The 26,031-nt window shown below is 71.3% G+C and carries 25 protein-coding genes; 9 read left to right on the top strand and 16 right to left on the bottom strand.

Annotated features, from left to right (window positions below; translation table 11 throughout):
• Positions 1-2 precede the first annotated feature (2 nt).
• Entirely contained in the window at positions 3-644 is a 642-nt protein-coding gene (locus ACZ7CD_RS37755) for a response regulator transcription factor (protein WP_360397859.1), read from the top strand.
• 3 nt (positions 645-647) lie between these two features.
• Here the strand turns inward: ACZ7CD_RS37755 and sthA are convergent, their stop codons facing one another.
• Positions 648-2,063, bottom strand: coding sequence for a Si-specific NAD(P)(+) transhydrogenase (sthA, locus tag ACZ7CD_RS37760; protein WP_360397857.1), 1,416 nt, complete (start codon positions 2,061-2,063; stop codon positions 648-650).
• Positions 2,064-2,117: 54 nt separating this feature from the next.
• On the bottom strand, positions 2,118-3,134 hold the full coding sequence (locus ACZ7CD_RS37765) for a hypothetical protein (RefSeq protein ID WP_360397856.1): 1,017 nt from the start codon (positions 3,132-3,134) through the stop codon (positions 2,118-2,120).
• Positions 3,135-3,329: 195 nt separating this feature from the next.
• On the opposite strand from ACZ7CD_RS37765, the gene ACZ7CD_RS37770 reads away from it, so the two are divergent.
• Together ACZ7CD_RS37770 and ACZ7CD_RS37775 are read left to right on the top strand one after the other, a co-directional pair.
• On the top strand, positions 3,330-3,998 hold the full coding sequence (locus tag ACZ7CD_RS37770; RefSeq protein WP_360397855.1) for a DNA alkylation repair protein: 669 nt from the start codon (positions 3,330-3,332) through the stop codon (positions 3,996-3,998).
• Positions 3,999-4,007: 9 nt separating this feature from the next.
• On the top strand, positions 4,008-4,568 hold the full coding sequence (locus ACZ7CD_RS37775) for a GNAT family N-acetyltransferase (RefSeq protein ID WP_470380764.1): 561 nt from the start codon (positions 4,008-4,010) through the stop codon (positions 4,566-4,568).
• Here ACZ7CD_RS37775 and ACZ7CD_RS37780 read toward each other — a convergent pair.
• The 3 genes from ACZ7CD_RS37780 to pheS form a co-directional block, all read right to left on the bottom strand.
• Positions 4,537-5,034, bottom strand: a complete 498-nt coding sequence (locus ACZ7CD_RS37780) for a hypothetical protein (protein WP_360397851.1) — start codon at positions 5,032-5,034, stop codon at positions 4,537-4,539. The genes ACZ7CD_RS37775 and ACZ7CD_RS37780 overlap by 32 nt on opposite strands.
• A gap of 376 nt (positions 5,035-5,410) precedes the next feature.
• Positions 5,411-7,888 (bottom strand): phenylalanine--tRNA ligase subunit beta, encoded by a 2,478-nt coding sequence (gene pheT, locus ACZ7CD_RS37785; protein WP_470380765.1) that lies wholly within the window; start codon positions 7,886-7,888, stop codon positions 5,411-5,413.
• 5 nt (positions 7,889-7,893) lie between these two features.
• Positions 7,894-8,961, bottom strand: a complete 1,068-nt coding sequence (gene pheS, locus ACZ7CD_RS37790; RefSeq protein ID WP_360397847.1) for a phenylalanine--tRNA ligase subunit alpha — start codon at positions 8,959-8,961, stop codon at positions 7,894-7,896.
• Positions 8,962-9,095: 134 nt separating this feature from the next.
• Between pheS and ACZ7CD_RS37795 the strand changes: the two genes are divergently transcribed.
• Together ACZ7CD_RS37795 and ACZ7CD_RS37800 are read left to right on the top strand one after the other, a co-directional pair.
• Positions 9,096-10,844, top strand: a complete 1,749-nt coding sequence (locus ACZ7CD_RS37795; protein ID WP_458430898.1) for an HSP90 family protein — start codon at positions 9,096-9,098, stop codon at positions 10,842-10,844.
• A gap of 4 nt (positions 10,845-10,848) precedes the next feature.
• Positions 10,849-13,551 carry a tetratricopeptide repeat protein gene (locus ACZ7CD_RS37800; protein WP_470380766.1) on the top strand — a complete coding sequence of 901 codons (2,703 nt, stop codon included), beginning with the start codon at positions 10,849-10,851 and terminating at the stop codon, positions 13,549-13,551.
• 121 nt (positions 13,552-13,672) lie between these two features.
• Here ACZ7CD_RS37800 and ACZ7CD_RS37805 read toward each other — a convergent pair whose 3' ends face one another.
• The 5 genes from ACZ7CD_RS37805 to infC form a co-directional block, all read right to left on the bottom strand.
• Positions 13,673-14,623 carry a S41 family peptidase gene (locus tag ACZ7CD_RS37805; RefSeq protein WP_470380767.1) on the bottom strand — a complete coding sequence of 317 codons (951 nt, stop codon included), beginning with the start codon at positions 14,621-14,623 and terminating at the stop codon, positions 13,673-13,675.
• A 53-nt stretch (positions 14,624-14,676) separates the two neighbouring features.
• Positions 14,677-15,516 carry a TrmH family RNA methyltransferase gene (locus ACZ7CD_RS37810; protein ID WP_470380790.1) on the bottom strand — a complete coding sequence of 280 codons (840 nt, stop codon included), beginning with the start codon at positions 15,514-15,516 and terminating at the stop codon, positions 14,677-14,679.
• Positions 15,513-15,902: a 50S ribosomal protein L20 gene (gene rplT, locus ACZ7CD_RS37815; protein ID WP_360397839.1), complete on the bottom strand. Its 390-nt coding sequence runs from the start codon at positions 15,900-15,902 to the stop codon at positions 15,513-15,515. The genes ACZ7CD_RS37810 and rplT overlap by 4 nt, the downstream gene beginning before the upstream one ends.
• An 85-nt stretch (positions 15,903-15,987) precedes the next feature.
• Entirely contained in the window at positions 15,988-16,182 is a 195-nt protein-coding gene (gene rpmI / locus ACZ7CD_RS37820; RefSeq protein ID WP_360397837.1) for a 50S ribosomal protein L35, read from the bottom strand.
• A 50-nt stretch (positions 16,183-16,232) separates the two neighbouring features.
• Positions 16,233-16,847, bottom strand: coding sequence for a translation initiation factor IF-3 (infC, locus tag ACZ7CD_RS37825; RefSeq protein WP_360397835.1), 615 nt, complete (start codon positions 16,845-16,847; stop codon positions 16,233-16,235).
• 283 nt (positions 16,848-17,130) lie between these two features.
• Between infC and ACZ7CD_RS37830 the strand changes: the two genes are divergently transcribed.
• A complete protein-coding gene (locus tag ACZ7CD_RS37830) occupies positions 17,131-17,484 on the top strand; it encodes a DUF1844 domain-containing protein (RefSeq protein WP_360397833.1) in 354 nt (117 codons plus the stop codon).
• On the opposite strand, the gene ACZ7CD_RS37835 is transcribed toward ACZ7CD_RS37830, so the two are convergent.
• The 6 genes from ACZ7CD_RS37835 to ACZ7CD_RS37860 form a co-directional block, all read right to left on the bottom strand.
• Positions 17,478-18,134, bottom strand: a complete 657-nt coding sequence (locus ACZ7CD_RS37835; protein ID WP_470376153.1) for a hypothetical protein — start codon at positions 18,132-18,134, stop codon at positions 17,478-17,480. The two genes, ACZ7CD_RS37830 and ACZ7CD_RS37835, sit on opposite strands and share 7 nt — an antisense overlap.
• Entirely contained in the window at positions 18,131-18,721 is a 591-nt protein-coding gene (locus tag ACZ7CD_RS37840) for a hypothetical protein (protein ID WP_360397829.1), read from the bottom strand. The genes ACZ7CD_RS37835 and ACZ7CD_RS37840 overlap by 4 nt, the downstream gene beginning before the upstream one ends.
• A gap of 39 nt (positions 18,722-18,760) precedes the next feature.
• A complete protein-coding gene (locus ACZ7CD_RS37845) occupies positions 18,761-19,366 on the bottom strand; it encodes a hypothetical protein (RefSeq protein ID WP_470380768.1) in 606 nt (201 codons plus the stop codon).
• Between the two features lie 116 nt (positions 19,367-19,482).
• Positions 19,483-19,863, bottom strand: coding sequence for a RidA family protein (locus tag ACZ7CD_RS37850; protein WP_030474127.1), 381 nt, complete (start codon positions 19,861-19,863; stop codon positions 19,483-19,485).
• 12 nt (positions 19,864-19,875) lie between these two features.
• Positions 19,876-20,622, bottom strand: coding sequence for an IclR family transcriptional regulator (locus ACZ7CD_RS37855; RefSeq protein ID WP_360397823.1), 747 nt, complete (start codon positions 20,620-20,622; stop codon positions 19,876-19,878).
• Positions 20,623-21,588, bottom strand: coding sequence for a sugar kinase (locus tag ACZ7CD_RS37860; protein WP_470372451.1), 966 nt, complete (start codon positions 21,586-21,588; stop codon positions 20,623-20,625).
• 85 nt (positions 21,589-21,673) lie between these two features.
• Here ACZ7CD_RS37860 and ACZ7CD_RS37865 point away from each other — a divergent pair, with 85 nt between their 5' ends.
• From ACZ7CD_RS37865 to ACZ7CD_RS37875, 3 genes are read left to right on the top strand one after another with little or no spacing between them, the layout of a single operon-like run.
• Complete coding sequence (locus ACZ7CD_RS37865) at positions 21,674-22,966, top strand: amino acid deaminase (RefSeq protein WP_470372452.1); 1,293 nt, start codon at positions 21,674-21,676, stop codon at positions 22,964-22,966.
• Between the two features lie 15 nt (positions 22,967-22,981).
• Entirely contained in the window at positions 22,982-24,565 is a 1,584-nt protein-coding gene (locus ACZ7CD_RS37870; protein ID WP_470380769.1) for an N-acyl-D-amino-acid deacylase family protein, read from the top strand.
• On the top strand, positions 24,562-25,965 hold the full coding sequence (locus tag ACZ7CD_RS37875) for a GntP family permease (protein ID WP_360397815.1): 1,404 nt from the start codon (positions 24,562-24,564) through the stop codon (positions 25,963-25,965). Before ACZ7CD_RS37870 ends, ACZ7CD_RS37875 begins: the two co-directional genes overlap by 4 nt.
• Positions 25,966-26,031 lie beyond the last annotated feature (66 nt).

Below are 26,031 nucleotides of genomic sequence, written 5' to 3' on the forward strand. Positions count from 1 at the left end.
GCGTGATCCGAGTTCTGATCGCCGACGACGAGACGCTGATGCGCGCCGGCATCCGGCTGATCCTGGAGAACGACCCGGAGATCACCGTGGTGGCCGAGGCGAGCGACGGCAGGCAGGCCGTCGAGCAGGCCCGCGCGCACCGGGTCGACGTGGCGCTGCTGGACATCCGGATGCCCGGCGGCGACGGGCTCAAGGCCGCCGAGCAGATCGCCGGGAGCACGAACGTCGTCATGCTCACGACGTTCGGCGAGGACTCCTACGTGGCGCAGGCGCTGAAGGTGGGCGCGACCGGGTTCCTGCTCAAGGACACCCCGCCGCAGGAGCTGATCACGGCCGTGCGCACGGCGGCCAGGGGCGAGCCGATCCTCGCCCCGCAGATCACGAAGCGCCTGATCGAACGGCACCTGACCGCACCGGACACCAGCGGGGAGGCGCGCCGCAAGGTCGACGCGCTCACCGGGACCGAGCGGGAGGTGCTCCGGCTCGTCGGGTCAGGGCTGTCGAACACCGAGATCGGCGAGCGGCTGTTCATGGCGACCGGCACGGTGAAGGCGCACATCAGCCGGATCTTGCCGAAGCTCGGCTGCGCCAACCGCGTGCAGGCCGCCATCGTCGCTCACGACGCCGGTCTCACAGACCGCTGAACCTCACAGACCGCTGAACCTGTCCAGCGCGCGGATCTTGTTCGTCGCGTCGAGCGCGGCGACCTTGTACGCCTCGGACAGCGTCGGGTAGTTGAACACCGTGTCGACGAGGTAGTCGACCGTGCCGCCGCAGCCCATCACGGCCTGGCCGATGTGCACGAGGTCGGTCGCGCCCGTGCCGAACACGTGCACGCCCAGGATCTTGCGGTCCGCAGTGGACACCAGCAGCTTCAGCATTCCGTAGGCGTCACCGACGATCTGGCCGCGCGCCAGCTCGCGGTAGCGGGAGATGCCGACCTCGTAGGGCACCGCGGACGACGTCAGCTCGGCTTCCGTGGCACCGCAGTAGGAGATCTCCGGGATCGTGTAGATGCCGATCGGCTGCAACGCGGTCAGCTCGTGCACCGGCTCGCCGAACGCGTGGTAGGCGGCGAGGCGGCCCTGGTCCATCGACGTCGCGGCGAGCGCGGGGAACCCGATCACGTCACCGACGGCGTAGATGTGCTCGACCGGCGTGCGGTAGTGCTCGTCGACGGACAGCCGGCCGCGGCGGTCAGCCTCCAGGCCCGCGGCGGCGAGGTCGAGGTGTTCGGTGCAGCCCTGGCGGCCGGCGGAGTACATGACCGCGGCGGCCGGGATGCGCTTGCCCGACGCCAGCGTCGTGATCGTGCCCGACTCCGACACCGAGACGTCCACGACCTTCTCGTCGAACCGGAACGTGACGGCCAGGTCGCGCAGGTGGAACTTGAGCGACTCGACGATCTCCGGGTCGCAGAAGTCCAGCATCCGCTCGCGCTGCTCGACGACGGTGACGCGGGTGCCGAGCGCGGCGAACATCGACGCGTACTCGATGCCGATCACGCCGGCGCCGACGACGACCAGCGACGACGGGATCTCCTGCAGGGCGAAGACCTCGTCGGAGTCGAGGATCCGCTCCTCGTCGAAGTCCACGACGGACGGACGCGCGGGCGTGGTGCCGGTGGCGATGACGATGAACTCGCCGGTGATCCGCGTGTGGTCACCGCGGTGGCTGCCGTCGACGGCGACGGTGTGCTCGTCCACGAACCGGCCGAACCCGTTGAGCAGGTCGATGCCGTTGCGGTGCAGCTGCGCGCGCACGACCTGGACCTCGCGGCCGATCACGTGCTGGGTGCGGGCCATCAGGTCGGAGATCGTGATGTCCTGCTTGACCCGGTAGCTCGCGCCGTAGAGCTCGCGCTGGCTCATGCCGGTCAGGTACAGCACGGCCTCGCGCAGCGTCTTGGACGGGATGGTGCCCGTGTTCGCGCAGACGCCGCCGACCATCTCCTGCTTGTCGATGATCGCCACGCGCTTGCCCAGCTTCGCACCCGCGATCGCCGCCTTCTGGCCGCCGGGGCCGGAGCCGATGACGATCAGGTCGTAGTCGTACGACGTCATGGTCGGCAGCCTACCCAGCGCGCACCGGTTCCACGCGGGAACGACTGATCCGGTTCAGCCGGTCAGCAGCGACAACCCGCAGGCCGCTGTGCGCGCGGGCAGCCGGAGGATCAGGTCCAGCAGCCGCGCGGCTGCCCGGTACTCGGCCACGCGCTCGCCGAACGGCCGGGTCACGATCCCGCGCACCGCCTCGGGTGTCAGGCGTTCGTAGGCGGGCACCGTGTCGTGGCTGAGGAAGTCCCAGCGGGCCACCCGGTCCGCGTAGTTGAACGCGGGCAGCGGACCGCACAGCAGCGGCCGGTACTGCGCCGGGGTCCGCGCGCCCGGCACCGGCATCGGTCCCGCCACCGTCATCGCGTAGGTGACGATCTCGCCGGGCGGCAGCAGGCGGGCGCGCATCCGGTCGAACTGGTCGGGGATCACGAGGTTCTGCTCGCGGTTCGAGAACGCGAGCACCGCGCGTGCCGGGTCCGCCCAGGCCGCGGTGGTCGCCGCGTCGATGATCCCGGCGTCGCGCATCTCCTCCACGGCGGCGATGCCCCCGGCGAGGTAGGCGGCGTGCATCGCGCCGAGGTCCATGAAGATGTGCTTCTGCATCGACATCAGCATCGAGGAGAAGAACCGGAGCTCCGGCAGGGTGCCCAGGTCGAGCATGCCGGCGGCGAACGCGGGCGCGCCGATGTTCGCGAAGCCCATCCACCGCAACGTGTCCGGGTGCGCCAGGTAGAGCCGCGCGTAGAAGTCGTAGACGGCGAAGATGATCGGCCGGTTGTGCTCGGCCGGGCGCTGCGGGTCCCAGTCGGCCAGCCGCACCCCGGCGTCGTCGGCGGCGCGGACGACCCAGTACTGCCACAGCAGCGCCTGGTAGCGGGTCGGGTGCAGGCCCTTCGACCGGGCGGAGTCGAGCGCGCGCTCCAGGACGACCCGGTCGGCCGGGAGGTCGGGGTGCACGCCACCGCGCTGCTCACCGTTCCCGTTGAGCAGCGGCAGGTCCAGGAAATCCGCGGATTCCGCCTTGGTCGCGCTCATGCTGCCGAGCACGAGCGCCACCACCACCATCAGCACGCGCATGAAAGCGAACTGTAGTGCGCGCACAAGTGATTCTTGTTCACCGTGAGGGTGTGGCCGGAGATGTTTTGCGTTTTCGTTAGCTAGGCCGGGCATTGTGCGTAGCGAAATTCAAGAAGTGTGCGCCGATCGACCGCCGGGCCTCGGGCAGTCGGGTCAACGCCCGCGCGAGCGGGACTCCGGTCGTACAGTGCCGCTGTGACTGCCGAGGACGTGTTGGTCGACGCCGTGCGGACGGGGCTGGCCGCGCTGGCCGACCCGGTTAAGGCACCGCAGATGCGGGCGTACATGAAGTCGGACATGCCGTTCCTGGGCGTGCCGAAGCCGGGTCGCACGGCGTTGCTGAGGACGTTGCCGCGAATCGACGACCGGAACGTTTGGTTCCGCGCCGTGCAGCGGTTGTGGCGTGAAGCGGAGTTTCGCGAGGAACGGTATGTCGCGCTCTCGTTGAGCGGGGACGAACGATTTCAGTCGGCCGAGCTCCTGCCGTGGTTCGACGAGATGGTCGTGACCGGTGCGTGGTGGGACCACGTCGACGAGATCGCGGCCAAGCGGATCGGCCCGCTGCTGCGTTCGGAACCCGCGGCCGTCCGGCCGGTGGTGCTCCAGTGGTCGGCCGACCCGGACCGGTGGCGGCGGCGGACGTCGGTCATCTGCCAGCTGGGCGCCAAGGCGGCCACCGACACCGAGCTGCTGACGGCGTGCGTCGACGCGAACGCCGGCGACCCGGACTTCTTCCTGCGCAAGGGCATCGGCTGGGCGTTGCGCGAGTACGCGAAGACCGAGCCGGACTGGGTGCGGGCGTTCGTGGCCGCGCGGCCGGGCCTGTCGCCGTTGTCACGGCGCGAAGCCCTCAAACACCTCTAGGTTGACCACATGAGGGAAACGCACGTCCGGCTGGAACCGCTGACGCCGGCACACGCGGAGGGCCTGTTCGAGGCGACCCGCGACCCGGACCTCTGGACGTGGCTGCCGAGCCGGCCGCGGACGGTCGACGAGATGCGGCAGTGGGTCACCGACGCGGTGCTCACGCGCGAGCCGTACGCGCAGGTCGAGAACGGCACGGGCCGCGTGGTGGGCACGACGTCGTTCTACGAGGTCGTGCCGGAGCACCGCAGGCTGGTGATCGGGTACACCGTCGTCGGCACCGACCGGCACGGCACCGAGATCACCCCGGAGGCCGAGCTGCTGGTGCTGACCGAGGCCTTCGAGACGCGCCGCGCGGTGCGGGTGGCCTGGCACACCGACGCCGGGGACGTGCGGTCGCAGCGGGCGGTGGAGGAGCTCGGCGCGGAACGGGAAGGCGTGCTGCGGGGGCACATCACGCGACCGGACGGCACCTGCCGCGACACGGTCGTCCACTCCGTGCTGGCCGACGAGTGGCCGGCGGTGCGGGAGCGGCTGACTAACCGTGTTTGGCGCGGCCCGAGTAGGTGAGCGGGAAGACCAGCTCGGCGCAGACCGCGGGGACGTCCGCGGCGACCTGGACCTTCATGGTCACCTCGACCGCTCCGCCCGCCGGGATCTCCACGACGTCGGTCAGCGGCACGACGCTCAGCACACCGGCCGGGCAGCCCTCGACGCGCTGCTGCGTGGCGTCCAGCGGCTGACCGGGCACCGCGGACAGGCTCTCGACGATGATGCCGACGGCGTTCGGGTTCGACAGCCGCACCGTGCGCTGGCCCACCGCACCCGGCGTGAGCTCGACCGGGGCACCGGAGATGTCGTTGATCTCGAACGGCTTGAGCTGCTGCATCCCCGACTCGCCGCTGCTGACGGAGTACGCCATCGCCGGGACCTGCGGCTCCGGCCACGTGAGGTGCATGGCCGCCACCACGGCCGCGCCGACCATGAGGATCGTCAACGACACGGCGATCTCCAGTCGGGGACCCAAACTACGCATGGCGCAACTCTCCAGAGTTGTTGCTCCAGGCGGTGGGTTCGCCTCTAGCTCCCCACCGGACCGGCGACCAGACTCGCCCGGTGGTTCATCGCTTCGCCCCTCGGCCCAGCGGGCCGCGCCGCCAATCTTGGAGAACCTTCACGTACTGCGCAAGCGTCTGACGGGCGCCGATCTCCCCCTGTAATGAAGGACCTTCGGCACCTTGACAGCTACGCAGGGCCACCACCTGCCGGTTTGACCCCAAATCCCGGTTCCGGGGATTCAGCCGATCGAGCGATTCTTCGGTACGGCAGTTCTTCTGGACAACGGCACTCGTCCCATGACGCGGCGAAGCCCGGGACTCCGCGGAACCCCGGGCTTCACCGCGAGTGACCGGTCAGGCGCGCAGCGATGCTCCCACGCGCTCACCGGCGGCGGCCACGGCGGCGTCGCGGGCCGCGGTCGCCTCCTCCACCGTCAACGTGCGGTCCGGCGCGCGGAAGCGCAGCGAGTACGCGAGCGACTTCTTGCCCTCGCCCACCTGCTCGCCCGTGTACACGTCGAACAGCCGGATGTCCTCCAGCAGCTCGCCCGCGGACGCGCCGAGCACCTCCGACACGGACTGCACCGGCACGGACGCGTCCACGACGAGCGCCACGTCCAGCAGCACCGGCGGGTACGGCGACACGACCGGGGCCGGGCGGTGGTCGTCGAGCGGCAGCGCGTCGAGGTCGAGCTCGAACGCCACCGTGCGCTTGGGCAGGCCCAGCGCCTCGACGACCTTCGGGTGCAGCTCACCGGCGTGGCCGACGGGCCAGTCGCCGACGCGCAGCTCGGCACAGCGGCCGGGGTGCCACGGCAGCAGGTCCGACGCCACGACGCGCAGGGTCACCCCGTAGGCCTGGCCCGCGCGGCGGGCCGCCTCGACGGCGTCCGACCAGTCGGCGATGCGGCCCTTGCCCCACCAGCCGGCCAGCTCGCGGTGGCCGGTCAGCACACCGGCGACGTGCAGCGGCTGCTGCGGCAGCGCGGCCAGCATCGAGGCGACCTCGGCCTCGGTGGGCCTGCGGTCCACGCCCAGCGACGGCACCGGGACCTGCTGCGCGCGCGGCAACGTCACCTGGGCGACGTTGTAGAGCGCGACGTCCTTGGCGCCACGGGCGAGGTTGCGCTGCAACGTCTCCAGCAGGCCGGGCAGCAGCGTCGTCGCGAGGACGTTCTTGTCCGCCTCCAGCGGGTTCAGCACGCCGACGGTGTTGCGGCGGACGTCGTCCTCCGCGAGACCGAACGCGTCGAACACCGACGGGTCGATGAACGGGAACGGCTTGACCTCGACGAAACCGTCCTCGGCGAGCGTGCGCCACACGGTGCGGCGGCGGCGCTGCTGCTCGGTCAGGCCACGACCGGCGGGCGCGGGCGGCAGCACCGAGGGGATCGTGTCGTAGCCCTCCAGCCGCAGCACCTCCTCCACCAGGTCGGCGGGCTGCACGAGGTCGGCACGCCACGTCGGCGGCGTCGCCGTGACGATCGTCTGGCCGTCGTCGGAGGTGGTCACCGCGACCTGGCAGCCGATCTGGCCGAGGCGCCGTGCCGTCACACCGCGGGCGTAGCGGACGCCGGCGATGCGGTCGGGCAGGTCGATCGGCATCGACACGGGTTCGGGCAGCACGGCCGCGCCGACGTCGGTGCGGCCGGGCTTGATCGCGCCGTCGCCGTAGTGCACGAGCAGCTTCGCGGCCCGCTCCAGCGCGACCGGGGCGAGCGCGGGGTCGACCGTGCGCTCGAAGCGCTTGGCGGCCTCGGACGGCAGCTTGTGGCGGCGGACCGTGCGGGCGATGGACGCCGGGTCCCAGTTCGCGGCCTCCAGCAGGATGTCCGAGGAGCTGTCGCGGACCTCGGTCGACGCGCCGCCCATGACACCGGCCAGTGACACGACCCCGGAGTCGTCGGCGATGACGATGTCGTCGACGTCCAGCGCCCGCACCGCGTCGTCCAGGGTCGTGAGCTTCTCGCCCGCGACCGCCCGGCGCACGGTCAGCGCGCCCTGGACCGCTGCCGCGTCGAACGCGTGCAGCGGCTGGCCCAGTTCGAGCATCACGTAGTTCGTGACGTCGACCGGCAGCGAGATGGAGCGCATGCCGGCGAGCATCAGGCGGCGGCGCATCCACCACGGCGTGGGCGCGGTCGGGTCGACACCGGTCACCCGGCGTGCGACGAAGCGCGAGCAGCCGGCGCGGTCTTCGAGGTGGACCGGCCAGGCCTCACCCTCCGGTTCCGGGACCTCGACGACACCGGGGTCGCCGAACGGCACGTCGAGCGCGCAGGCGATCTCGCGGGCCAGGCCGCGCACCGAGAACGCGTAGCCGCGGTCGGGTGTCGGCGAGACCTCGATGACGCTGTCGTTCAGGCCGAGCAGCTCCATCGCGTCGTCACCGGGCGTCGCGGTGCCCGAGGGCAGCACGAGGATGCCGGAGTGGTCGTCGCCGATGCCGAGCTCGTCCGCGGCGCAGATCATGCCCTCGGACGTGCGGCCGTACGTCTTGCGCGCCGAGATCGCGAAGCCGCCGGGCAGCACGGCACCGGGCAGCGCGACGACGACCGAGTCGCCCTCGACGAAGTTCGAGGCACCGCAGATGATGTTGTTGACCTGCTCGGGGCCGACCTCGACCTTGCAGTAGCGGATCGGCTTCTTGAACTCGGTGAGCTCCTCGATCTCGACGACGCGACCGGCGACGATCGGGCCGGTGACAGGACCGAGCGGGCTCACCTCCTCGACCTCGATGCCGATGCGCACGAACGCCTCGGCGAGCTCGTCAGGGGTGGGGATCTCGTCGAAACCGAGGTGTTCGACCAGCCAGCTGACCGGGATGCGCATCCGGCTCAGGCCTCCGTTCCGAAAGGCTGGGTGAAGCGGACGTCGCCCTCGACCATGTCGCGCATGTCGGGCAGGCCGTTGCGGAACTGCAGCGTCCGCTCCAGGCCCATGCCGAACGCGAAGCCGGAGTAGACGTCCGGGTCGACGCCGCAGGCGCGCAGCACGTTGGGGTTGACCATGCCGCAGCCGCCCCACTCGACCCAGCCTGCGCCGCCCTTGCGCTCCGGGAACCACACGTCGACCTCGGCCGACGGCTCGGTGAAGGGGAAGAACGACGGGCGCAGCCGGGTGCGGGAGTCCTCGCCGAACATGGCGCGGGCGAACGCGTCGAGCGTGCCCTTGAGGTGGCCCATGGTGAGGCCCTTGTCCACGGCGAGGCCCTCGACCTGGTGGAACACCGGGGTGTGGGTCGCGTCGAGCTCATCGGTGCGGAACGTGCGGCCGGGGCACACCACGTACACCGGCGGCTCGCGGTCGAGCAGCGTGCGGGCCTGCACCGGCGAGGTGTGCGTGCGCAGCACCAGCGCGGAGTCGGCCGGCGCGACGTAGAAGGTGTCCTGCATCGACCGCGCCGGGTGGTCCTTGCCGAAGTTCAGCGCGTCGAAGTTGAACCACTCGGTCTCGAGCTCGGGGCCCTCGGCGACCTCGTAGCCCATGGCCACGAAGACGTCACCGATGCGCTCGGCGAGCGTGGTGATCGGGTGGCGCGCGCCGCGCGGGAAGCGGTCCCAGGGCAGCGTGACGTCGACGGTCTCCTCGCGCAGCACCCGCTCGTCGCGCTCGACGGCGAGCACCGCGTGGCGCTCGTCGAAGGCGACCTTGATCGCGGACTGCGCCTCGTTCACCCGCTTGCCGGCGTCGGCCTTGGCCTTGGGCGGCAGCGCCCCGATCTCGCGGCGGGCCAGCAGCACGGGCGACCGGTCGCCGAGGTGGCCGGGCTTGACCGCGGCCAGCGCCTCCAGGTCGGCTGCCCCGGCGAACGCCTCGCGCGCCTTCTGCACGGCGGCGTCGAGGTGCTCGGCCGACAGCGCCGCGACCTGCTTGGGGTCGTACGGGTCGTTGGCTCCGGACATGGTTGTAGGACAGCTCCCGTCACGGACTCGGTAATCAACTCCCCGATCCTAGTGGGTGCCCACTTGACCGCCCCGGGCCGTTCCACATAAATGGCGGCGCCGGCGTGGATCGCGTCCTTAGGATGGGCGGCATCATGTCGCACACCTTCCGCGTCGACCTGCGCGGCATCATCGACCTGCTCAGCCACCACCTGTACAGCAGCCCGCGCGTCTACGTCCGCGAGCTGCTGCAGAACGCCGTCGACGCGATCACGGCACGGCGCGAGCTCGACCCGTCCTGCCCGGCCGAGGTCTCGATCACCTGCGGCCCCGAGCTGACGATCACCGACAGCGGTGTGGGCCTCACCGAGGACGAGGTGCACGGGCTGCTGTCGACGCTCGGCCGCACCTCGAAGCGCGACGACCTGGGCTTCGCCCGCGAGGGGTTCCTCGGGCAGTTCGGCGTCGGCATGCTGTCGTGCTTCCTGGTCGCCTCCTCGGTGACGGTGATCACGCGCTCGGCCCGCGGTGGTGCGGCCGTGCGGTGGCAGGCGGACTCCTCCGGCAACTACTCCGTGTCCGCCGTGGACGGTGAGGTGGCCGTCGGGACGACGGTGGTGCTGCGGGCGTCGCGCGGCAACGAGCACTGGCTGGAAGCCGACGTCGTGCGGCCGCTGGTGAGCGACTACGGCGATCTGCTGCCCGCGGTCGTCACGGTGGACGGCGAGGTCGTGACGCGCGGGCTGCGGCCGTGGGACGACGAGGACGCGGACCTGTCCGCCTACTGCGAGCAGGTGCTGGGGTTCACGCCGTTCGAGGCGATCCCGATCGAGGTCGAGGCGGCCGGGCTGACCGGTGTCGCGTTCGTGCTGCCCTCCGGCGTGCACCCCGGGACGCGCCAGACGCACCGGGTGTACCTGAAGCGGATGCTGGTCGGCGACAACGTCGAGGGCCTGTTGCCGGACTGGGCGTACTTCGTGCGGTGCGTGGTCGACGCGTCCGCGATCCGCCCGACGGCGTCGCGCGAGTCGCTGTACCAGGACGAGATGCTGCTGGCGGTGCGCGAGGAGCTGGGCGAGCAGATCCGCGACTGGCTGATCCGGCTGGACGCGATCGAGCCGCGCCGCGCGGGTGAGCTGCTGGCCGCGCACCACCTGGGCATCAAGTCGCTGGCCCGGTCCGACGACGAGATGCTGCGGCTGGTGGAGCGGTGGCTGCCGTTCGAGACCACGGACGGCGCGATCCCGTTGCGGCAGTTCAGGCGCAAGCACGGCGCGATCCTCTACATCCCCGAGGTCGACGAGTTCCACCAGCTCGCCCCGGTCGCGGCGGCGCAGGGGCTCGGGCTGGTCAACGCCGGCTACGCCTACGACATGGAGCTGCTGAACCGGCTGAGCGCGCTCGACGGTCCCGCCGTCGCGCGGCGGGTCGCCCCGAGCGAGCTGCTGGCGGCACTGGCCGATCCGGAACCCGACGTCGAGGCCGCGTTGAAGCTGCGGCTCGCGGAGGGCGCGGCGGCGCTGGACCGGCACGACTGCGACGCCGTGGTCCGCGACTTCGACCCGGTCTCGCTGCCCGCGCTGCTGATCAGCAACGCCGAGCAGCAGCGCAGGCTCGACACCGAGCAGACCGCCGCCGACGCCGACCCGCTGTGGGCGGAGCTGCTGGGGCAGCTGACCGCGGACACCGGTTCCGGCCGGCCGGAGCAGCTGGTGCTGAACTGCCGCAACCCGCTGGTGCAGCGGCTCGCGCGGCTGACCGACCCGTCGCTCGTGGAGCTGACGCTCGAATCTCTGTACGTGCACGCCGTCCTGCAGGCGCGGCGGGCCATGCGACCGAAGGACACGGCGGCGCTGAACCGCTCGTTCCTGGAACTGCTCGACCGCGCCGTTGGGGGTAAGTGATCACATGGCCGACTTCACCGAGGAAGACGCGGAGAACGCGTTCCTGGAGGCCTACAACATGCCCACGGGCATGCCGAAGCACGAGGCGCTGGAACGGGTGGCGCGGATGTCCGACGCGCTCGGCCACCTGCCGCTCGGGGTGTCGTGCCGGATCGCGATGATCGACTCGGCCTACTACCTGTCGCGCTACGACCTGATGCTGGCGCCGTTCGCGTGGTGCCTGGGCGCGGAGGAGAAGGACCCGGAGGCGTTCAACGACTACGAGCGCCACTCGCTCGACTGGTCCCACAAGTGGATCTCCACCGGCCTGCGCCGCGACCCGCGGTTCTCGCTGAAGCAGCTGCAGGCCGTCATCGGGCAGCTCGCCGACCGCTACGGCCGGCTCGGGTACTCGGTGCAGCCGGTGCACGGCGCCCGCGCGGAGTACGCCTACCACGTCGGTGACCTGGACGGCGTGCGCGAGCACCTCGGCAGGTACCTGGCCACGGAGTCCGGCCCGATGGCCGACTGCGACGCGTGCGTGGTCGAGGAGCAGGTGTGGATGCTGGCGCGGCTCGGCCGGCACTCCGAGGCCGCCGGCCACGGCTGGGAGGGCCTGTCCGGCAACACCGGGTGCGCCACGCAGCCGCAGGGCATCCTGAGCGCGCTGCTGTGGCCGTTGCTGGAGATCGGCGACCTGGAGAAGGCCGCGCACGCGCACACCACCGCGTACCGGTTGATCAAGGACGACGAGATCACCTCGTACGTGCACGAGCACATCCGGTTCTGCGCGCTGACCGGCAACCTCGACCGCGGCGAGGAGATCCTGCGCCGGTCGCTGCACAAGGTGACCGCGACGCAGCTGCCGGCCGACGAGATGTCGTTCGCCGAGTGCGCCTCCGTGCTGCTGAAGCGGCTCCCGGCCGACGTCGGGTTCGACGTGCCGTCGGTGGGCACGCTGACCGCGGCCCAACTGCTCGACCGGTTGTCGGCGCGGGCCGTCGAGCTCGCTAAGGCGTTCGACGAGCGCAACGGCACCCCGGCGTGGACCGAGCGCGTGACGAAGGCGCTGGAGCAGGCCGACTACCCGCACGTGCCGCTGGCGGTCCCGGTGGCCGCGGCGCCGGCGCCGGTGGAGGAGCCGGTCGTCTTCGGCGACCCCGTCGACATCGCGACGCGGATGGTCGAGCTGTACGAGAGCGGTGACTTCGTGCAGGCGCGGCGGATGCTCGACTCGCTGCCCGCCGACATGGACGCGCTGCTGCCGCCGGACCTGGCCGCGCACGCCGGCATCCGCCGGATCACGAGCGGCCTGGCGCCGTTCGAGCAGGAGCACTTCGAGGCGCTGTTGGCGGCACTGCCCGCGGACATGGCGCTGCGCTACCGGGCCAGGATGGCCGTCAAGCTGGAGAACGGCCGGGAGCTTGCCGAGCGGTGCCTGGCCGAGGCCACCACCGACTACACGCGCACGATCGCCGCGCTGTCGCTGGCCGAGCTCCTCGACGAGGAGCACCAGCACGACCAGGCCGGCGAGATGATGGCACTCGCGTCCTCCTTGGACGTTCCGGAGCTGCGCGGCCGGGTGCTCGTGCAGGCCGCCGAGCACAAGGCCCGGCAGCAGGACCTCGACGGCGCGTACGCCGACGTCGTGGCCGCACTGGCCGGTGACCTGCCGCCGAACGCCCGCTTCGAGGGCCTGCGGATGCGGCTGCGGCTCGAGACCCTGCAGCAGCGCGTGCCGGAGGCGCTGGCGACCGCGGCGGCGTTCGTGTCGTCGTTCCCGCTGCCGGAGTCGGCGGAGGCGCGCTGGTACCAGGTGGCCGCGATCCAGGAGCTCGACCAGGAGGGTGCCTGCCTGGCGGAGCTGCGGGAGGCCGTGGCGGTCTCGCGCGTGCACCTCTCCCCCGGCCACACCGCGCACTTCTGCTTCGCGCTGAGCGGCGGCTACGTGCAGACGAACCGGTTCGTCGAGGCCGCCGAGGTGCTGGAGGAGGCGCTGCGGCTGGTGCAGGAGGGCCAGGAGGACCTGCGCCTGCAGATCGTGTTCCGGCTCGGCCAGGTCTGCCGCACGCTCGACGAGCTGCCCGACGCCGTGAAGCACCTGCGGGAGGCCGCCGCCCTGCTGCCCGCCGAGGAGGTCGGCCGCCGCGCGTTCCTGCTCGACGCGCTCGCCTCGGTGCTGCACCGCACCGACGAGCACGAGGAGGCGACGGCGACCTACCGCGCCGCCGCCGAGCTGTGGCAGTCGGAGGGCAACGTCTCCGAGGCCGTCGGTTCGCTGATCGAGCTGGCCTCCGCCCTGCCCGGTGAGGCGGTGCGGGAGACCCGCTCGGCCCTCGACGACGCCGAGGCCCTGCTGCCGTCGCTGGACGACCTCACCGAGGTCACCCGGCGGCAGGCGGAGATCGCGGCGATCAGGGCGTTCCTGCACTCGCAGGCCGGTGAGTACGCGCTGGCGATCAAGTACAACCGCGAGGCGGAGGCGCTGGCGACCTCGTTGTCGGAGGACGGCTGGCGGACGTTCCTGGTCGTGCGCTCGGCACGGGTGCTGCTGGAGGCGGGCGACCCCGAGGGTTCCGAGTCCGAGGCCCGCCGCGCCGCAACCCTGCTCCCCGACGACTCACTGGTCGGCGAGGTGCTCTCGGCGTTGTCGGACGCCCTGGGCGCCCAGCAGAAAACCCCCGGCACCGACCCCCTGGTCCGCGCCCTGACCGCCCGCCTCTCCTGACCGTCACGCGGGGCCCTTTCGTTCCCCTGAGGGAAACGAAGGACTCCCGCGTGACATCAGAAGCGGGTGCACGCGGGGAGCTTTCGTTCACCAGGAGAGCACGAAAGGGCCCCGCGTGCGGTCACACCGAGGTGAGGGCGGCGGTCGCGGCCTCGTGGATGGCGCGGCGCGGGCCGTCGGAGCCCAGGGTCAGGACGTGGGTCAGGGCCTCGCGGTACGCGACGTCGAACGCCTCGGCGGCGGGCACCTCGACGTGCGGCACGACACCGACGCCCTCCCAGTTGGTGCCGGACACCGGGTTGATGGCACGGCCGTTCGGGATGGACGACTTCAGGTGCGGGCCGACGCGGTAGCGGTCGCCGGGGTGCGCCCCGCCCTTCGTCGTCTCGCCGACGAGGGTGGCGCGCTCGTTCTGCCGCAGGTTGTAGCTGAGCTCCTCGGCACCGGAGAACGTGCGGCCGCTCGTCAGCACGTACACCGGTTTGGTGCCGCCGAACTTCGGGCCCGGCACGTGCGGCAACGTCCAGAACTGCTGCGTCGAGTCGGCGGGCCGGTTGTAGATGTCGTTGAGGTGCACCGGCTCGTCGAACAGGTAGCTGCAGATCAACGCGACCGTGTGCGGGTCACCGCCGCCGTTGGCGCGCAGGTCGATGATCAGCGCGTCGGTGTGGGCGAGCAGCGTCATGGCCGCGGTGACGGCCGGGGTGGCGATCTCGGCGTCGTGCAGCAGGCGCAGGGCCAGCAGGCCGACGTTGCCGGCGAGCCGTTCGACGCGGGTGATGCCGAACGCGTCCAGCTCGGCCTCCCGCCGGTACGCCACCGGGTCCCACGCCGACCCCTGGTCGGACTCGGACACCTCGTCGTGGCTGTGCAGGAGCCGCAGGTGCTTGTCGCCGTTGACCTTCTGCAGGTCCTCGGTCACGAGCGCGGCGAACCGCTCGTCGTCCACGCCGGCGTACGCGCCCTCGGCGAGCCGGCCGCGCAGGACCGCGGCGATCTCGACCGCCGTGTCCGGGAAGACGTAGAAGGCGGTGAGCTGGGAACAGAGGAGTTCGATCTCGGGTTCGCGCACCGGCACACGATACGAAAAACGCGACTGCGCGCCAGCGGTTTTCCGCGGCCTGATCAGCTGCGCTGGTCGCGGGCGGAGGCGTAGAGGCAGACCGCGGCGGCCGTCGCCAGGTTGAGGCTCTCGGCGGCCCCGTACAGCGGCACCTTCAGCGCGGTGTCGAGGGAGGCGACCACGTCGTCGGGCAGCCCGTGCGCCTCGCTGCCGAACACCCACGCGGTGGGCCGGTTCAGCTCACCCTTGGCGGAGGCCTCGACCAGGTCCTGCTCCGCGTACCCGTCGGCGGCGACCAGGGTGAGACCGGCCGCGCGGCAGGCCGCGAAGACCTCACCGGCGTCACGGGACCGGGCGATCGGCAGGTGGAACAGCGAGCCCGTGGAGGCGCGCACGCACTTGCCGTTGTGCGGGTCGACCGCATCGCCCGCGAAGATCACCGCGTCGGCTCCCGCCGCATCGGCCACGCGGGTGACGGTGCCGGCGTTGCCCGGGTCGGACACGCCGTACAGCACCGCGACGAGCCGCGGAGAACCGGACAGCGCCCGGTCGAGCGGCTGCGGGACCGCGTCGCACACGGCGACGAGGCCCTGCGGTGTCACGGTCTCGGACAGCGACGCGGCGGCCTTGTCCGTCACCTCGCTGATCCGGATGCCCGCGCCGGCGGCGGTGCGGAGCAGCTCGGGGTTGCGGTCGGCGGCGGTCGCGGTGACGAAGAGCTCGTGGACCTCGCCCTGGCGCCAGGCGAGTGCTTCCCGCACGGCCTGGGCGCCCTCGACGAGGAACCGGCCTGCCTTGTCACGGCCCTGGCGGCGGGTCAGGTGGCGAGCAGCAACGACCCGAGGCGTCCGTTCGGTGAACGGAGCTGCCTCGGGTCGTTGACCGGGTGCGTGGTGGCTCAGGCCTTGTCCTCGGCCGGGGCGTTCACGTCGGCCGGGAGCGCGCCGCGGGCGATCTCGACGAGGGCGGCGAACGCGGTCGCGTCGGTGACGGCGAGGTCGGCCAGGATCTTGCGGTCGACCTCGACACCGCCCAGGCGCAGGCCCTGGATGAGGCGGTTGTAGGTCATCCCGTTCGCGCGGGCAGCGGCGTTGATGCGCTGGATCCACAGCTTGCGGAAGTCGCCCTTGCGCGCACGGCGGTCGCGGTACGCGTAGTTGAGCGAGTGGAGCACCTGCTCCTTGGCCTTGCGGTACAGCCTCGAACGCTGACCGCGGTAGCCGCTGGCCAGCTCGAGGGTGGTACGGCGCTTCTTCTGGGCGTTCACAGCCCGCTTGACGCGTGCCACGGGTCCATCCTGTCGATCTCATGGGGGCGGTGCTCACCAGAGCCTGGTGCTGCCGCCCCGAAATTAGCTAGGGGGTCGAAGCAGGTCAGAGACCGAGCAGCTTCTTCATGCGGGGGGCGTCGGCCGGGGAGACCACGGTCGTGCCGGCCATGCGACGCGTCTCACGGCTGGACTTGACCTCCAGGCGGTGGCGCTTGCCCGTCTTCTCGCGGACGACCTTCCCGCTGCCGGTCACCCGGACTCGCTTCGCGGTGCCCTTGTGCGTCTTGTTCTTCGGCATTTCCGTCCTCGTCTCGTGCTACCCACCGGGTCGGGGGCGGCCATGCGTCCTTATTCGGTGGCCTCGGCGGCTTCGTCGGCTTCGACGACGCCGTCCTGCTCCTGCTTGACCGGACGCGGCTTGATGTTCTTGTGCGGCGCCAACACCATGATCATGTTGCGGCCGTCCTGCTTGGGGTTCGACTCGACGAAGCCCAGCTCCGCGACGTCCTCCGCCAGCTTCTGCAACAACCGGTAGCCGAGCTCGGGGCGCGACTGCTCGCGACCGCGGAACATGATGGTCACCTTGACCTTGTTCCCGTGCGAGAGGAAGCGGGCCACGTGGCCCTTCTTCGTCTGGTAGTCGTGCGGGTCGATCTTCGGCCGGAGCTTCTGCTCCTTGATGACCGTCAGCTGCTGGTTCCGACGGGACTCGCGCGCCTTCTGCGCGGTCTCGTACTTGAACTTGCCGTAGTCCATCAGCTTGCAGACCGGCGGGCGAGCCTGAGCGGCGACCTCGACGAGGTCGAGATCCGCTTCCTGCGCGAGTCGGAGCGCGTCCTCGATGCGAACGATCCCGACCTGCTCACCATTCGGCCCGACCAGACGAACTTCCGGCACCCGAATGCGGTCGTTGATGCGCGGCTCGGTGCTGACGGGTGCACCGCGGTTCGAGGGACTTGTCATTCACGTCCTTTGAGACTCGTTTGCGCCAAAAACAAGAGCCCCGTCGTCGATGACGACAGGGCCCGCTTCCGACCGATCACAGACCTGGCGGAGGGCACCCGTGCGCCCTGCTGCCAGGAGGACCGGACCCGGCCACCTCAACAAGCGGTGATCGCGGGTGGGAGCGGGGCTCCACTTGCCGCTCCCGCACGAGCGGGAGCTGGTCGCGTCGGAAATAGTAGCAGACGCGGTTGTCAACCCCCGAATCGAGGCCGGGTGGGGTCCGCTTGCTTGAATGGGCGGCGTGACCGATCCGCTTGAAGGCACCCTTGAAGACGACGTCCGCGACCTGGGCGACGTCCCCAGCATCGAGGTCATCAGCCGTGCGGCCGTGATGCTGCTGTCCGCCGCCGCGGAGCGCCTCGGCCTCGCGGACCCGGACCCGGACAGCTCGCCGCGCCGCGACCTCGACGAGGCCCGCCGCCTGATCACGGCGCTGGCCGGCCTGGTGACCGCCTCGTCGGAGTACCTCGGCCCGCACGCCGCACCGCTGAAGGACGGTCTCCAGTCGGTGCAGCGCGCGTTCCGCGAGGCCTCCGTCGTGCCCGACGAGCCGGGTCAGGGCCCCGGCGAGAAGTTCACCGGTCCCGTCTACTGATCCGCCCGCACGACCACGGGCTCCCACGGCTGGGCGCTCACCGAGAACACCGGTGAGGCCCGCTGGCCGGTGGCGGCGCGGAACGCGACGCTGGCGCCGTTGGGCAGCGGGCCGATCTCGACCTGCTCGCCCGGCGGTTCGTCGCCCACCGACAGCCCGAGCACCCGCGAGCCCGGTACTACCGAGACGGTGACCTGGTCGAGCACCGGTGGCCCGCCCACGTAGCTGAGGTGGAACTCGTCCGGGGCGCCCGGCGTGATCTCGAACGAGGGCATGCCGCGCCGCCGCCGTTCGGCCGAGACGCTCTCGGCGACCTCTTCGACCCGCTCGATCGCGAACTGCCCAGCCCGCTGCGCCTCGTCGGCCAGCATCCGCGCGGCACCGGCCGCGTCCTGAGCGTTCACCGCCGCGCCACGGGCCTCGTCGACGCCCCTGCGCGCGTCCTCGGCCGCCTTGCGCGACTCCTCGACCGCCGTCTTGGCCTGCAACGCGCTCGAGGTGGCCTGCTCGACGGCCTTGCGGGCCGCCGCGGCCTCCTCCTGCGCCTTGCGCGCCGCCTCCTGCGCGTTCTTCGCCTCCCGCGCCTGCCACAGCGCCACCGCCACCGAGCACAGCGACACCACGGCGGCGATCACCGCGATCGCGGTCATGCCCGCACCCCCAGCGAGGCGAGCTCGCGCCGGGCCAGCTCGTCGATCACGTCGGTGTCGCCGGTGCGCCACGCCACCGCGGGATCTCCGCCGAACTTCGCGAGCTGCCGCGGCGAGAGGCTGGTGAGCGCCCTCAGCGCCAGCAGGTCTGGCTTGTCGCGCAGCCGCGCGACCCCGGCGGCCCTGCGCGCGTACCGCAGCCGGACCGGCAACCACGTGATCAGCAGGAACAGCACCGGTACGACGACCAGCGCCGCGGCGAGCCAGAACGCGGAGTCCTGCACCACGCCGATCTGCGCGTTGCCCGCGTCGGTCAGGGTCTCGCCGGCCTTGGTGCCGTTGCCCAGCGCCCCGGACAGGTCTTCCCCGACGAAGGGGACACCCCTGGCCTTGCCGGCGGCGTTGGTGAAGACGTCGCGGATGCTGACGCCCGCGCTGACCAGCCCGTCGCCCGGCGCCCGCAGCTCGAGCACCCAGTCGTGGACCGTGGTGGCCACCCAGATCCAGAGCGCCACCCACCCGACGGCGAGGAGGTCTGCCACCACCTGACGCGTGAGCCTGACCGGTCTGTCCGCGTACCACTTCATGGGGCGGATGCTGCCACGTGACCAATCCGGCGTCGATGATCACTCCGCCGCCGCGGCCCCCGCCCTGATCCGCGCGGCCCACTCCGCACCGCTCTGCCGGCCGAGCCACCCGCCGTAGAGCAGTGAATAGCGCCTGCTCAGGTCACTCCAGCAGGCGTTGACCAGCGCCACCGCCTCGTCGTGCGGCAGGTCGAGCGCGGCGGCCGTGTCGGCCATCACCGCGCGCTGCTCTTCGTCGCACGCGTAGAGGAACGTCGTCGGCTCGGTGCTCAACAACATCAGCTGCTGATCGGAGTCCGCGAAGTCCTCGGCCTCACGCCGATGCGTCCAGAACGCCACGTGCGTGGTCACCGGCACGACGTCGTCGTACGGCTCGGAGATCGAGAACAACGCCGTCACCGGTCGTTCGGCCTGGCGCAGGCACTCGCGGGCGAAGGCGAGCGCCACCCCCATCCGCTCGTCGAGCGTGTCGGCGAGCGGCATGTCGAGGACCCCGGACTCCAGTCCCCGCAGCAGGTACCGCGACCCCTCGGTGGTCCAGCCGGCCGCGGCGACGTCCGCGAGCGCGGGCGGCAGGCCGACCTCGGGTGGGCGGACGGCGTGCAGGGCGGCCTGCATCCGGGTGTTGGCCTTCTCCGCTGTCAACCTCGGTCTCCCCACGGCGAAGGGCGCACCTCCCGGCCGGGAGGTGCGCCCCCAGGAAACCGCAGTAGCCGGTGTCCGGCGCGCTGTGCGGGCGAAAAAGCCCGCCGAGCGGGTCGTCAGTCCACGACGGCCAGTGCGTCGATCTCCACCAGCAACCCGGCCGGCAGTCCCACGTACACGGTGGTCCGCGCCGGGGCCGGGTCGGTGACGAACTCGCCGTAGACCTCGTTCAGCTCCGCGAAGTGCGCGGTGTCGGTGAGGTACACGCGGATCATCACGACGTCGTCGATGGACGCGCCACCGGCGGCGAGCACGGCGTTGAGGTTCGCGAACGTCTGGCGGGTCTGCTCGGCGACGGTGGTGCCGACGATCTCACCGGAGGACGGGTCGAACGCGACCTGGCCTGCCACCTGCAGGATGTTGCCCTTACGCACACCCTGCGAGAAGCGGGCCACCGGCTGCGGCGCGTCGGCAGTCTTGATCTCAACCTTGGACAACGGAAAATCCCCTTACCTCGGAACGTGACCGCATTCGACGGAAGCGGCCTCTGCGGTGGCGAGCAGTTCTGGCAGGTGCGCGAGCAGCCCGTCGAAGTCGAGCAGCACCTTGGGCACGGACATCGAGACGGCCGCGATCACCTCGCCGCGGGCACCGCGGATGGGTGCGGCGATGCAGTGGATGAAGTCCTCGTGCTCGGCGTTGTCGACGGCGTACCCGTTGGCGCGCACGCGGTCCAGCTCGGCGAGGTAGCCGGCGCGACCGGTGATGGTGTTCGCCGTCAGGCGCGGGAACTCCATGGTCGCCAGCACCTTCTGCAGCGCGGCGGGCGGGAGGCCGGACAGCAGGATCTTGGCCACGGCGGTGCAGTGCAGCGGGGCGCGGCGGCCGATGCGGGAGTACATGCGCATCGGGTGCGAGGACTCGTACTTGTCGATGTAGATGACCTCACCGTCCTCATAGGACGCGAGGTGGAGGGTGTAGCCGAGCTTGGAGTTCAGCTCGCGCAACGCGGGTTCGGCGGCGCGGCGCACGTCGCGTTCCTCCAGGGCGCGGTGGGCGAGGTCGAACAGCGCCGTGCCGAGCCGGTAGTGGTGCACGCCGTCGCGCTGGACGAACCGGTGCGTCTCCAGGGTGCGCAGCAGGCGCAGCGTCGTGGACTTGTGCACGCCGATCACGCCGGACAGCTCGTCCAGCGTCTTCGGGCCGGTCGCGAGCTGGCCCACCAGCGTGAGCGCGCGGTCGAGGCTCTGGCTCATCTACCCCTCCAGGCGGGCGGCGGCCCAGGTCTGCGGATCGGCGTGCAGCAGGCGTGCTGTCACGTCGCCGGGCAAAGGATCGCCGACGTCCTCCGCGGTCAGCAAAGCGGAGGCCGCCTGCAGGTGTCCCGCCCGCAGCCGCACCGAGGGCGGCTCGCCGGCCAGGGTCGCCGCGAGGAACCCCGCCGCGAACGCGTCACCGGCGCCCACGGGTTCCACGACCCGCACCTCCAGCGCCGGTTCGAACCACGAACCCGAGTCCTCCAGCAGCGTCGCGCCGTCCGCGCCGTGCTTGACGACCAGCGACTTCGGGCCGGGCAGCAACGCGCGCAGCCGTGCGGGGTCGCCGGTCCCCCACACCAGCTCGGCCTCGTCGGCGCCGGCCAGCACGACGTCGGCCAGGTCGGCGAGCTCGCGCAGCACCCGCGGGTCGCGGTCGGTCCACAGCGCCGGCCGCCAGTTCAGGTCGAACGAGATCCGGAACCCGTGCCGCGGCCTGCGCAGCAGCTCCCGCAGCAGGGCGAGGCAGGAGTCGGACAACGCGGCCGTGATCCCGCTGAGGTGCACGAGCGCGACCTCGTCCAGGCCGAGCCGGTCGACCATCTCCGGGCCCATGCCGGAGGCCGCCGACCCGCGCCGGTAGTAGCGCACCGGGCTGCCGTGCGGCGAGGCCTCCTTCACGTACAGGCCGGTCGGCCGCGCCGGGTCGACCCGCACCCCGGAGACGTCCACGCCGAATCCGCCGACGGTGTCGAGCACGGCACGGCCGAACGAGTCGTCGCCGACCGCGCTCACCCACGACGAGGACACGCCCAGGCGCGACAGGTGGCAGGCGACGTTGGACTCGGCACCGCCGATGGCGCGGTGCCAGGTGCGCACCAGGTGCACGGGACCGGGTTCAGCCGGAACCATCATCACCATGGTCTCGCCGAGACACACGACACCGCCAACGTGTTCGAACCGCATGCGTGCTCCAGAGGTGTTCGTTGACGGCGGCGCACCCGAATGCTACACACTCCAGCATCACATCGCGCAATGGGAGTTGCAAAATATGCAACAACTGACGGAGATGAACCTCTCCGCGGTCGCCGGCATCCGGTCCGAACGCGTCGACTGGCGGTTCAAGGGCCTGCCGTCGAGCGTCTTCGGCTCGACGATCGGCGAGGTCGCGGACCGCCGCCTCGACCTGTTCGCCGACGAGTTCGTCGGCCCGCTGGTCGTGCTCGACGCGGACGCGTTGGAGCACAACCTGACGACGATGGCGACGTGGTGCGACAACCACGGCGTCAAGCTCGCGCCGCACGGCAAGACGACGATGGCGCCACAGCTGTTCCAGCGGCAGATCGAGCACGGCGTCTGGGGCCTGACCGCGGCCAACGCGTCGCAGGCACGCGTCTACCGGGCGTTCGGCGTGCAGCGCGTCCTGCTCGCCAACCAGCTGCTCGACCCGGCCGGCCTGCGCTGGCTGGTCGCCGAGCAGGACGCGGACCCGCGGTTCGAGTTCAGCTGCTGGGTCGACTCCGAGGCCGGTGTCGCGCTGATGAGCGAGACGCTGCAGGAGCTCCAGCCGGGACGGCCGGTGGACGTGCTGGTCGAGCTGGGCGCACCCGGCGGCCGCACCGGCGCACGGGACGTGGAGACCGCGCTGGCCGTGGCCCGCGCGGCCGCCCAGAGCCCGGTGCTGCGCCTGGTCGGAGCGGGTGGCTACGAGGGCGCCCTGGCGCACGACGCGTCCGAGTCGTCGCAGTCCGTCGTGGACCGCTACCTCGCCGACCTGCGCGGGCTCGTGGTCCAGCTCGCCGACGCCGGTCTGTTCGACGAGCTCGACGAGGTGGTCGTCACCGCCGGCGGCAGCGCGTACTTCGACCAGGTCGCGGCGACGCTGACGCAGCCGTGGCCGATGCCGGTCACCCCGGTGCTGCGCAGCGGCGCGTACATCACGCACGACGACGGCTTCTACCGCGGCATCTCGCCGTTCGCGCGGATCGACGGCGTGGAGCCGTTCCGGCCGGCGCTCAAGGCGTGGGCCCAGGTGACCTCACGGCCCCAGCGCGACCTGGCGCTGCTCACGATCGGCAAGCGCGACGCGTCGTTCGACGAGGGCCTGCCGGAGCCGCAGCTGCTGCGCCGCCGTGACGGCGCGGTCGCCCCGCTGACCCAGGCGGAGGTGACCGCGCTGAACGACCAGCACGCGTTCCTGAAGCTCGGTCCCGAGGCCACGGTCCGGGTCGGCGACTGGGTGGGGCTGGGCCTGTCGCACCCCTGCACGGTGTTCGACAAGTGGCAGCTGATCCCGGTCGTGCAGGGCACGACCGTGGTCGACCTGATCCGCACCTACTTCTAGAAGGGGAGTGCCCTGATGGACGACGTCGTCCTGCGCGGACCACTGATCGCCGACGGCACGGGCGCGCCCGCCTACCAGGCGGACGTGGGGATCAAGGACGGCGTCATCTCGTCCATCGGCAGCGGGATCTCCGCCACGCGGTCGATCGACGCGGACGGGCTCGTGCTCGCGCCGGGGTTCATCGACATGCACTCGCACTCGGACCTGCGGATCCTCGCCGAACCGGACCACCTGGCGAAGGTCTCGCAAGGCGTCACGACCGAGGTGCTCGGCCAGGACGGCCTGTCCTACGCGCCGGTGAACGACGAGGTGCTCGCCACGCTGCGCGGCCAGCTCGCCGGGTGGAACGACGACCCGCCGGGCTTCGACTGGAACTGGCGCTCGGTCGGGCAGTACCTCGACCGGCTCGACCAGGGCATCGCGGTCAACGCCGCGTACCTGGTGCCGCAGGGGACGCTGCGGATGCTCGCCGTCGGCTGGGAGGACCGGCCGGCGACCGGGGCCGAGCTGCTCGCGATGAAGGACGAGCTCGCGAAGTCGTTGGCGGAGGGCGCTTTCGGCATGTCCTCCGGGCTCACCTACACGCCCGGCATGTACGCGGACACGTCCGAGCTGGTGCAGCTCTGCGAGGTCGTCGGGAGCCACGGCGGTTTCTACAGCCCGCACCACCGCAGCTACGGCGCGGGCGCGCTGGAGGCGTACGCCGAGATGGTGGACGTGTCGAAGCGCTCCGGCTGCCCGCTGCACCTCGCGCACGCCACGATGAACTTCCCGGTGAACAAGGGCAGGGCACCGGAGCTGCTGGCGCTGCTGGACGACGCCATCGCGGGCGGTGCCGACATCTCGCTGGACACCTACCCGTACCTGCCGGGCGCGACGTACCTGTCCGCGCTGCTCCCGTCCTGGGCGACGGAGGGCGGACCGGCCAGCGCGCTGGCCCGGTTGTCCGATGTGGACACCCGTGAGCGCATCCGTGCGGAGATCGAGGAGATCGGCTCGGACGGCTGCCACGGCGTGCCGGTCGACTGGGACTCCATCGAGATCAACGGGGTCCGCAACGACCGCAACGCGCACCTCGTCGGCGCGAGCGTCCTGCGGTCCGCGGCACGGCTCGGGCGCACCCCGGCCGACCTGTACTTCGACGTGTTGGTCGACGAACGCCTGGGTACCTCCTGCCTCATGCACGTGGGGCACGAGGAGAACGTGCAGGCGATCATGAAGCACCCGGCGCACACCGGCGGCAGCGACGGGCTGCTCGTCGGCGACCGCCCCCACCCGCGCGCGTGGGGCACGTTCCCCCGCTACTTCGCGCGCTACGTCCGCGAACTGGGCGTGCTGAGCCTGGAGGAGTGCGTCGAGCACCTCACCGGCCGGGCCGCCAAACGCTTGCGGCTCACCGACCGGGGTCTGGTCCGCGAGGGGTTCGCGGCCGACCTGGTGCTGTTCGACGCGGCCACGATCGCCGACACGGCGACCTTCGACCAGCCGAGGCAGCAGGCCACCGGCATCCCGTTCGTGTTCTGCAACGGGGTGCCGGTGATCGACGACGGAACCGCCACCGGCGCATTGCCAGGCCATTCACTCAGGAGCCGCCCGTGATCGACTGGTTGCAACACTCAACACCGGGTCTGCTGACCCTCGCGGTGGTCAGCATCGCGGTGCTGCTCCTGCTGATCATCAAGTTCAAGGTCGAGCCGTTCATCGCGCTGATCGTCGTCGCCCTGCTGGTCGCGCTCCTCGCGGGCGTGCCGGTGGAGCAGCTGGTCGGGTCGGCGCAGAAGGCCTCGGACTCGTTGCTGGAGAAGGGTTTCGGCTCCATCCTCGGGCACATCGCCGCGATCATCGGCCTCGGCACGCTGCTGGGCGCGATCCTCGAGGCGTCCGGCGGCGCACAGGTGCTGATGGACAAGCTGATGAACGCGTTCGGCGAGAAGAAGGCGCCGGTCGCGATCGGCCTCGCCGGCCTGATCTTCGGTGTGCCGGTCTTCTTCGACATCGGCATCTTCGTGCTCGCGCCGCTCGTCTACGTGGCGGCCAAGCGCAGCGGCAAGTCGATCGTGTTGTTCGCCATGCCGTTGCTCGCGGGCCTTTCGGTCATGCACGCGTTCATGCCACCTCACCCGGGACCGGTGGCGGCAGCCGGTCTGCTGGGGGTGTCGCTCGGCTGGATCATCATCATGGGTCTCGCGGTGGCGCTCCCGTCGTGGTTCGTCGGCGGTGTCCTGTACTCGTACTGGATCGGCAAGCGCATCAACGTGCCCGTCCCGGAGGAGATGCTGGCGGCGGCCGAGGTCGCGCGGGCGGAGAACGGTGGCGACGACCGCGACCCGCCGTCGCTCGGCCTGGTGCTCTCGATCATCGGCCTGCCGCTGGTGCTGATCCTCGCCGGCACGTTCGGCTCGATCCTGCTGACCAAGGGCACGCGGCTGTACTCGGTGGCGACGTTCTTCGGCACGCCCGCGGTGGCGCTGACGATCTCGGTGCTGCTCGCGTTCTGGCTGCTGGGCTTCCGGCGCGGCATGACGCGGGAGAAGGTGGCGGAGCTGTCCGCCGCGTCGTTGAAGCCGGTCGCGATGATCCTGCTCGTGGTCGGTGCCGGTGGCTTCTTCGGCGCCGTGCTGGCCGCGACGGGCATCGGCAAGACCCTGGCGGGTGAGCTGTCCGACCTCGGCCTGCCGGTGATCGCGCTGGCGTACGTGATCAGCTGCGTCATCCGGATCGCGCAGGGTTCGGCGACGGTCGCGATCGTGACGACCGCGGGCATCGTGGCACCGGTGCTGTCGGACCTGAACTACTCGCAGCCCCAGCTCGCACTGGTCGTGATGGCGATCGCGTCCGGTTCGATCATCGCCTCGCACGTGAACGACGGCGGGTTCTGGATCGTGTCGCGCTACTTCGGGCTGTCGGTGAAGGAGACGCTGCAGTCGTGGACCGTGCTGGAGACCATCCTGTCGGTGGTCGGTTTCGTGGTCGCGGCGCTCATCAGTCTGATCATCTGATCGGACAAAACCCAACAAGTTCCAACGCTTGACAACGCGGGCCCCGGATCTGAGGATCGGCACATT

This window comes from Lentzea sp. NPDC036949 (assembly GCF_055608075.1).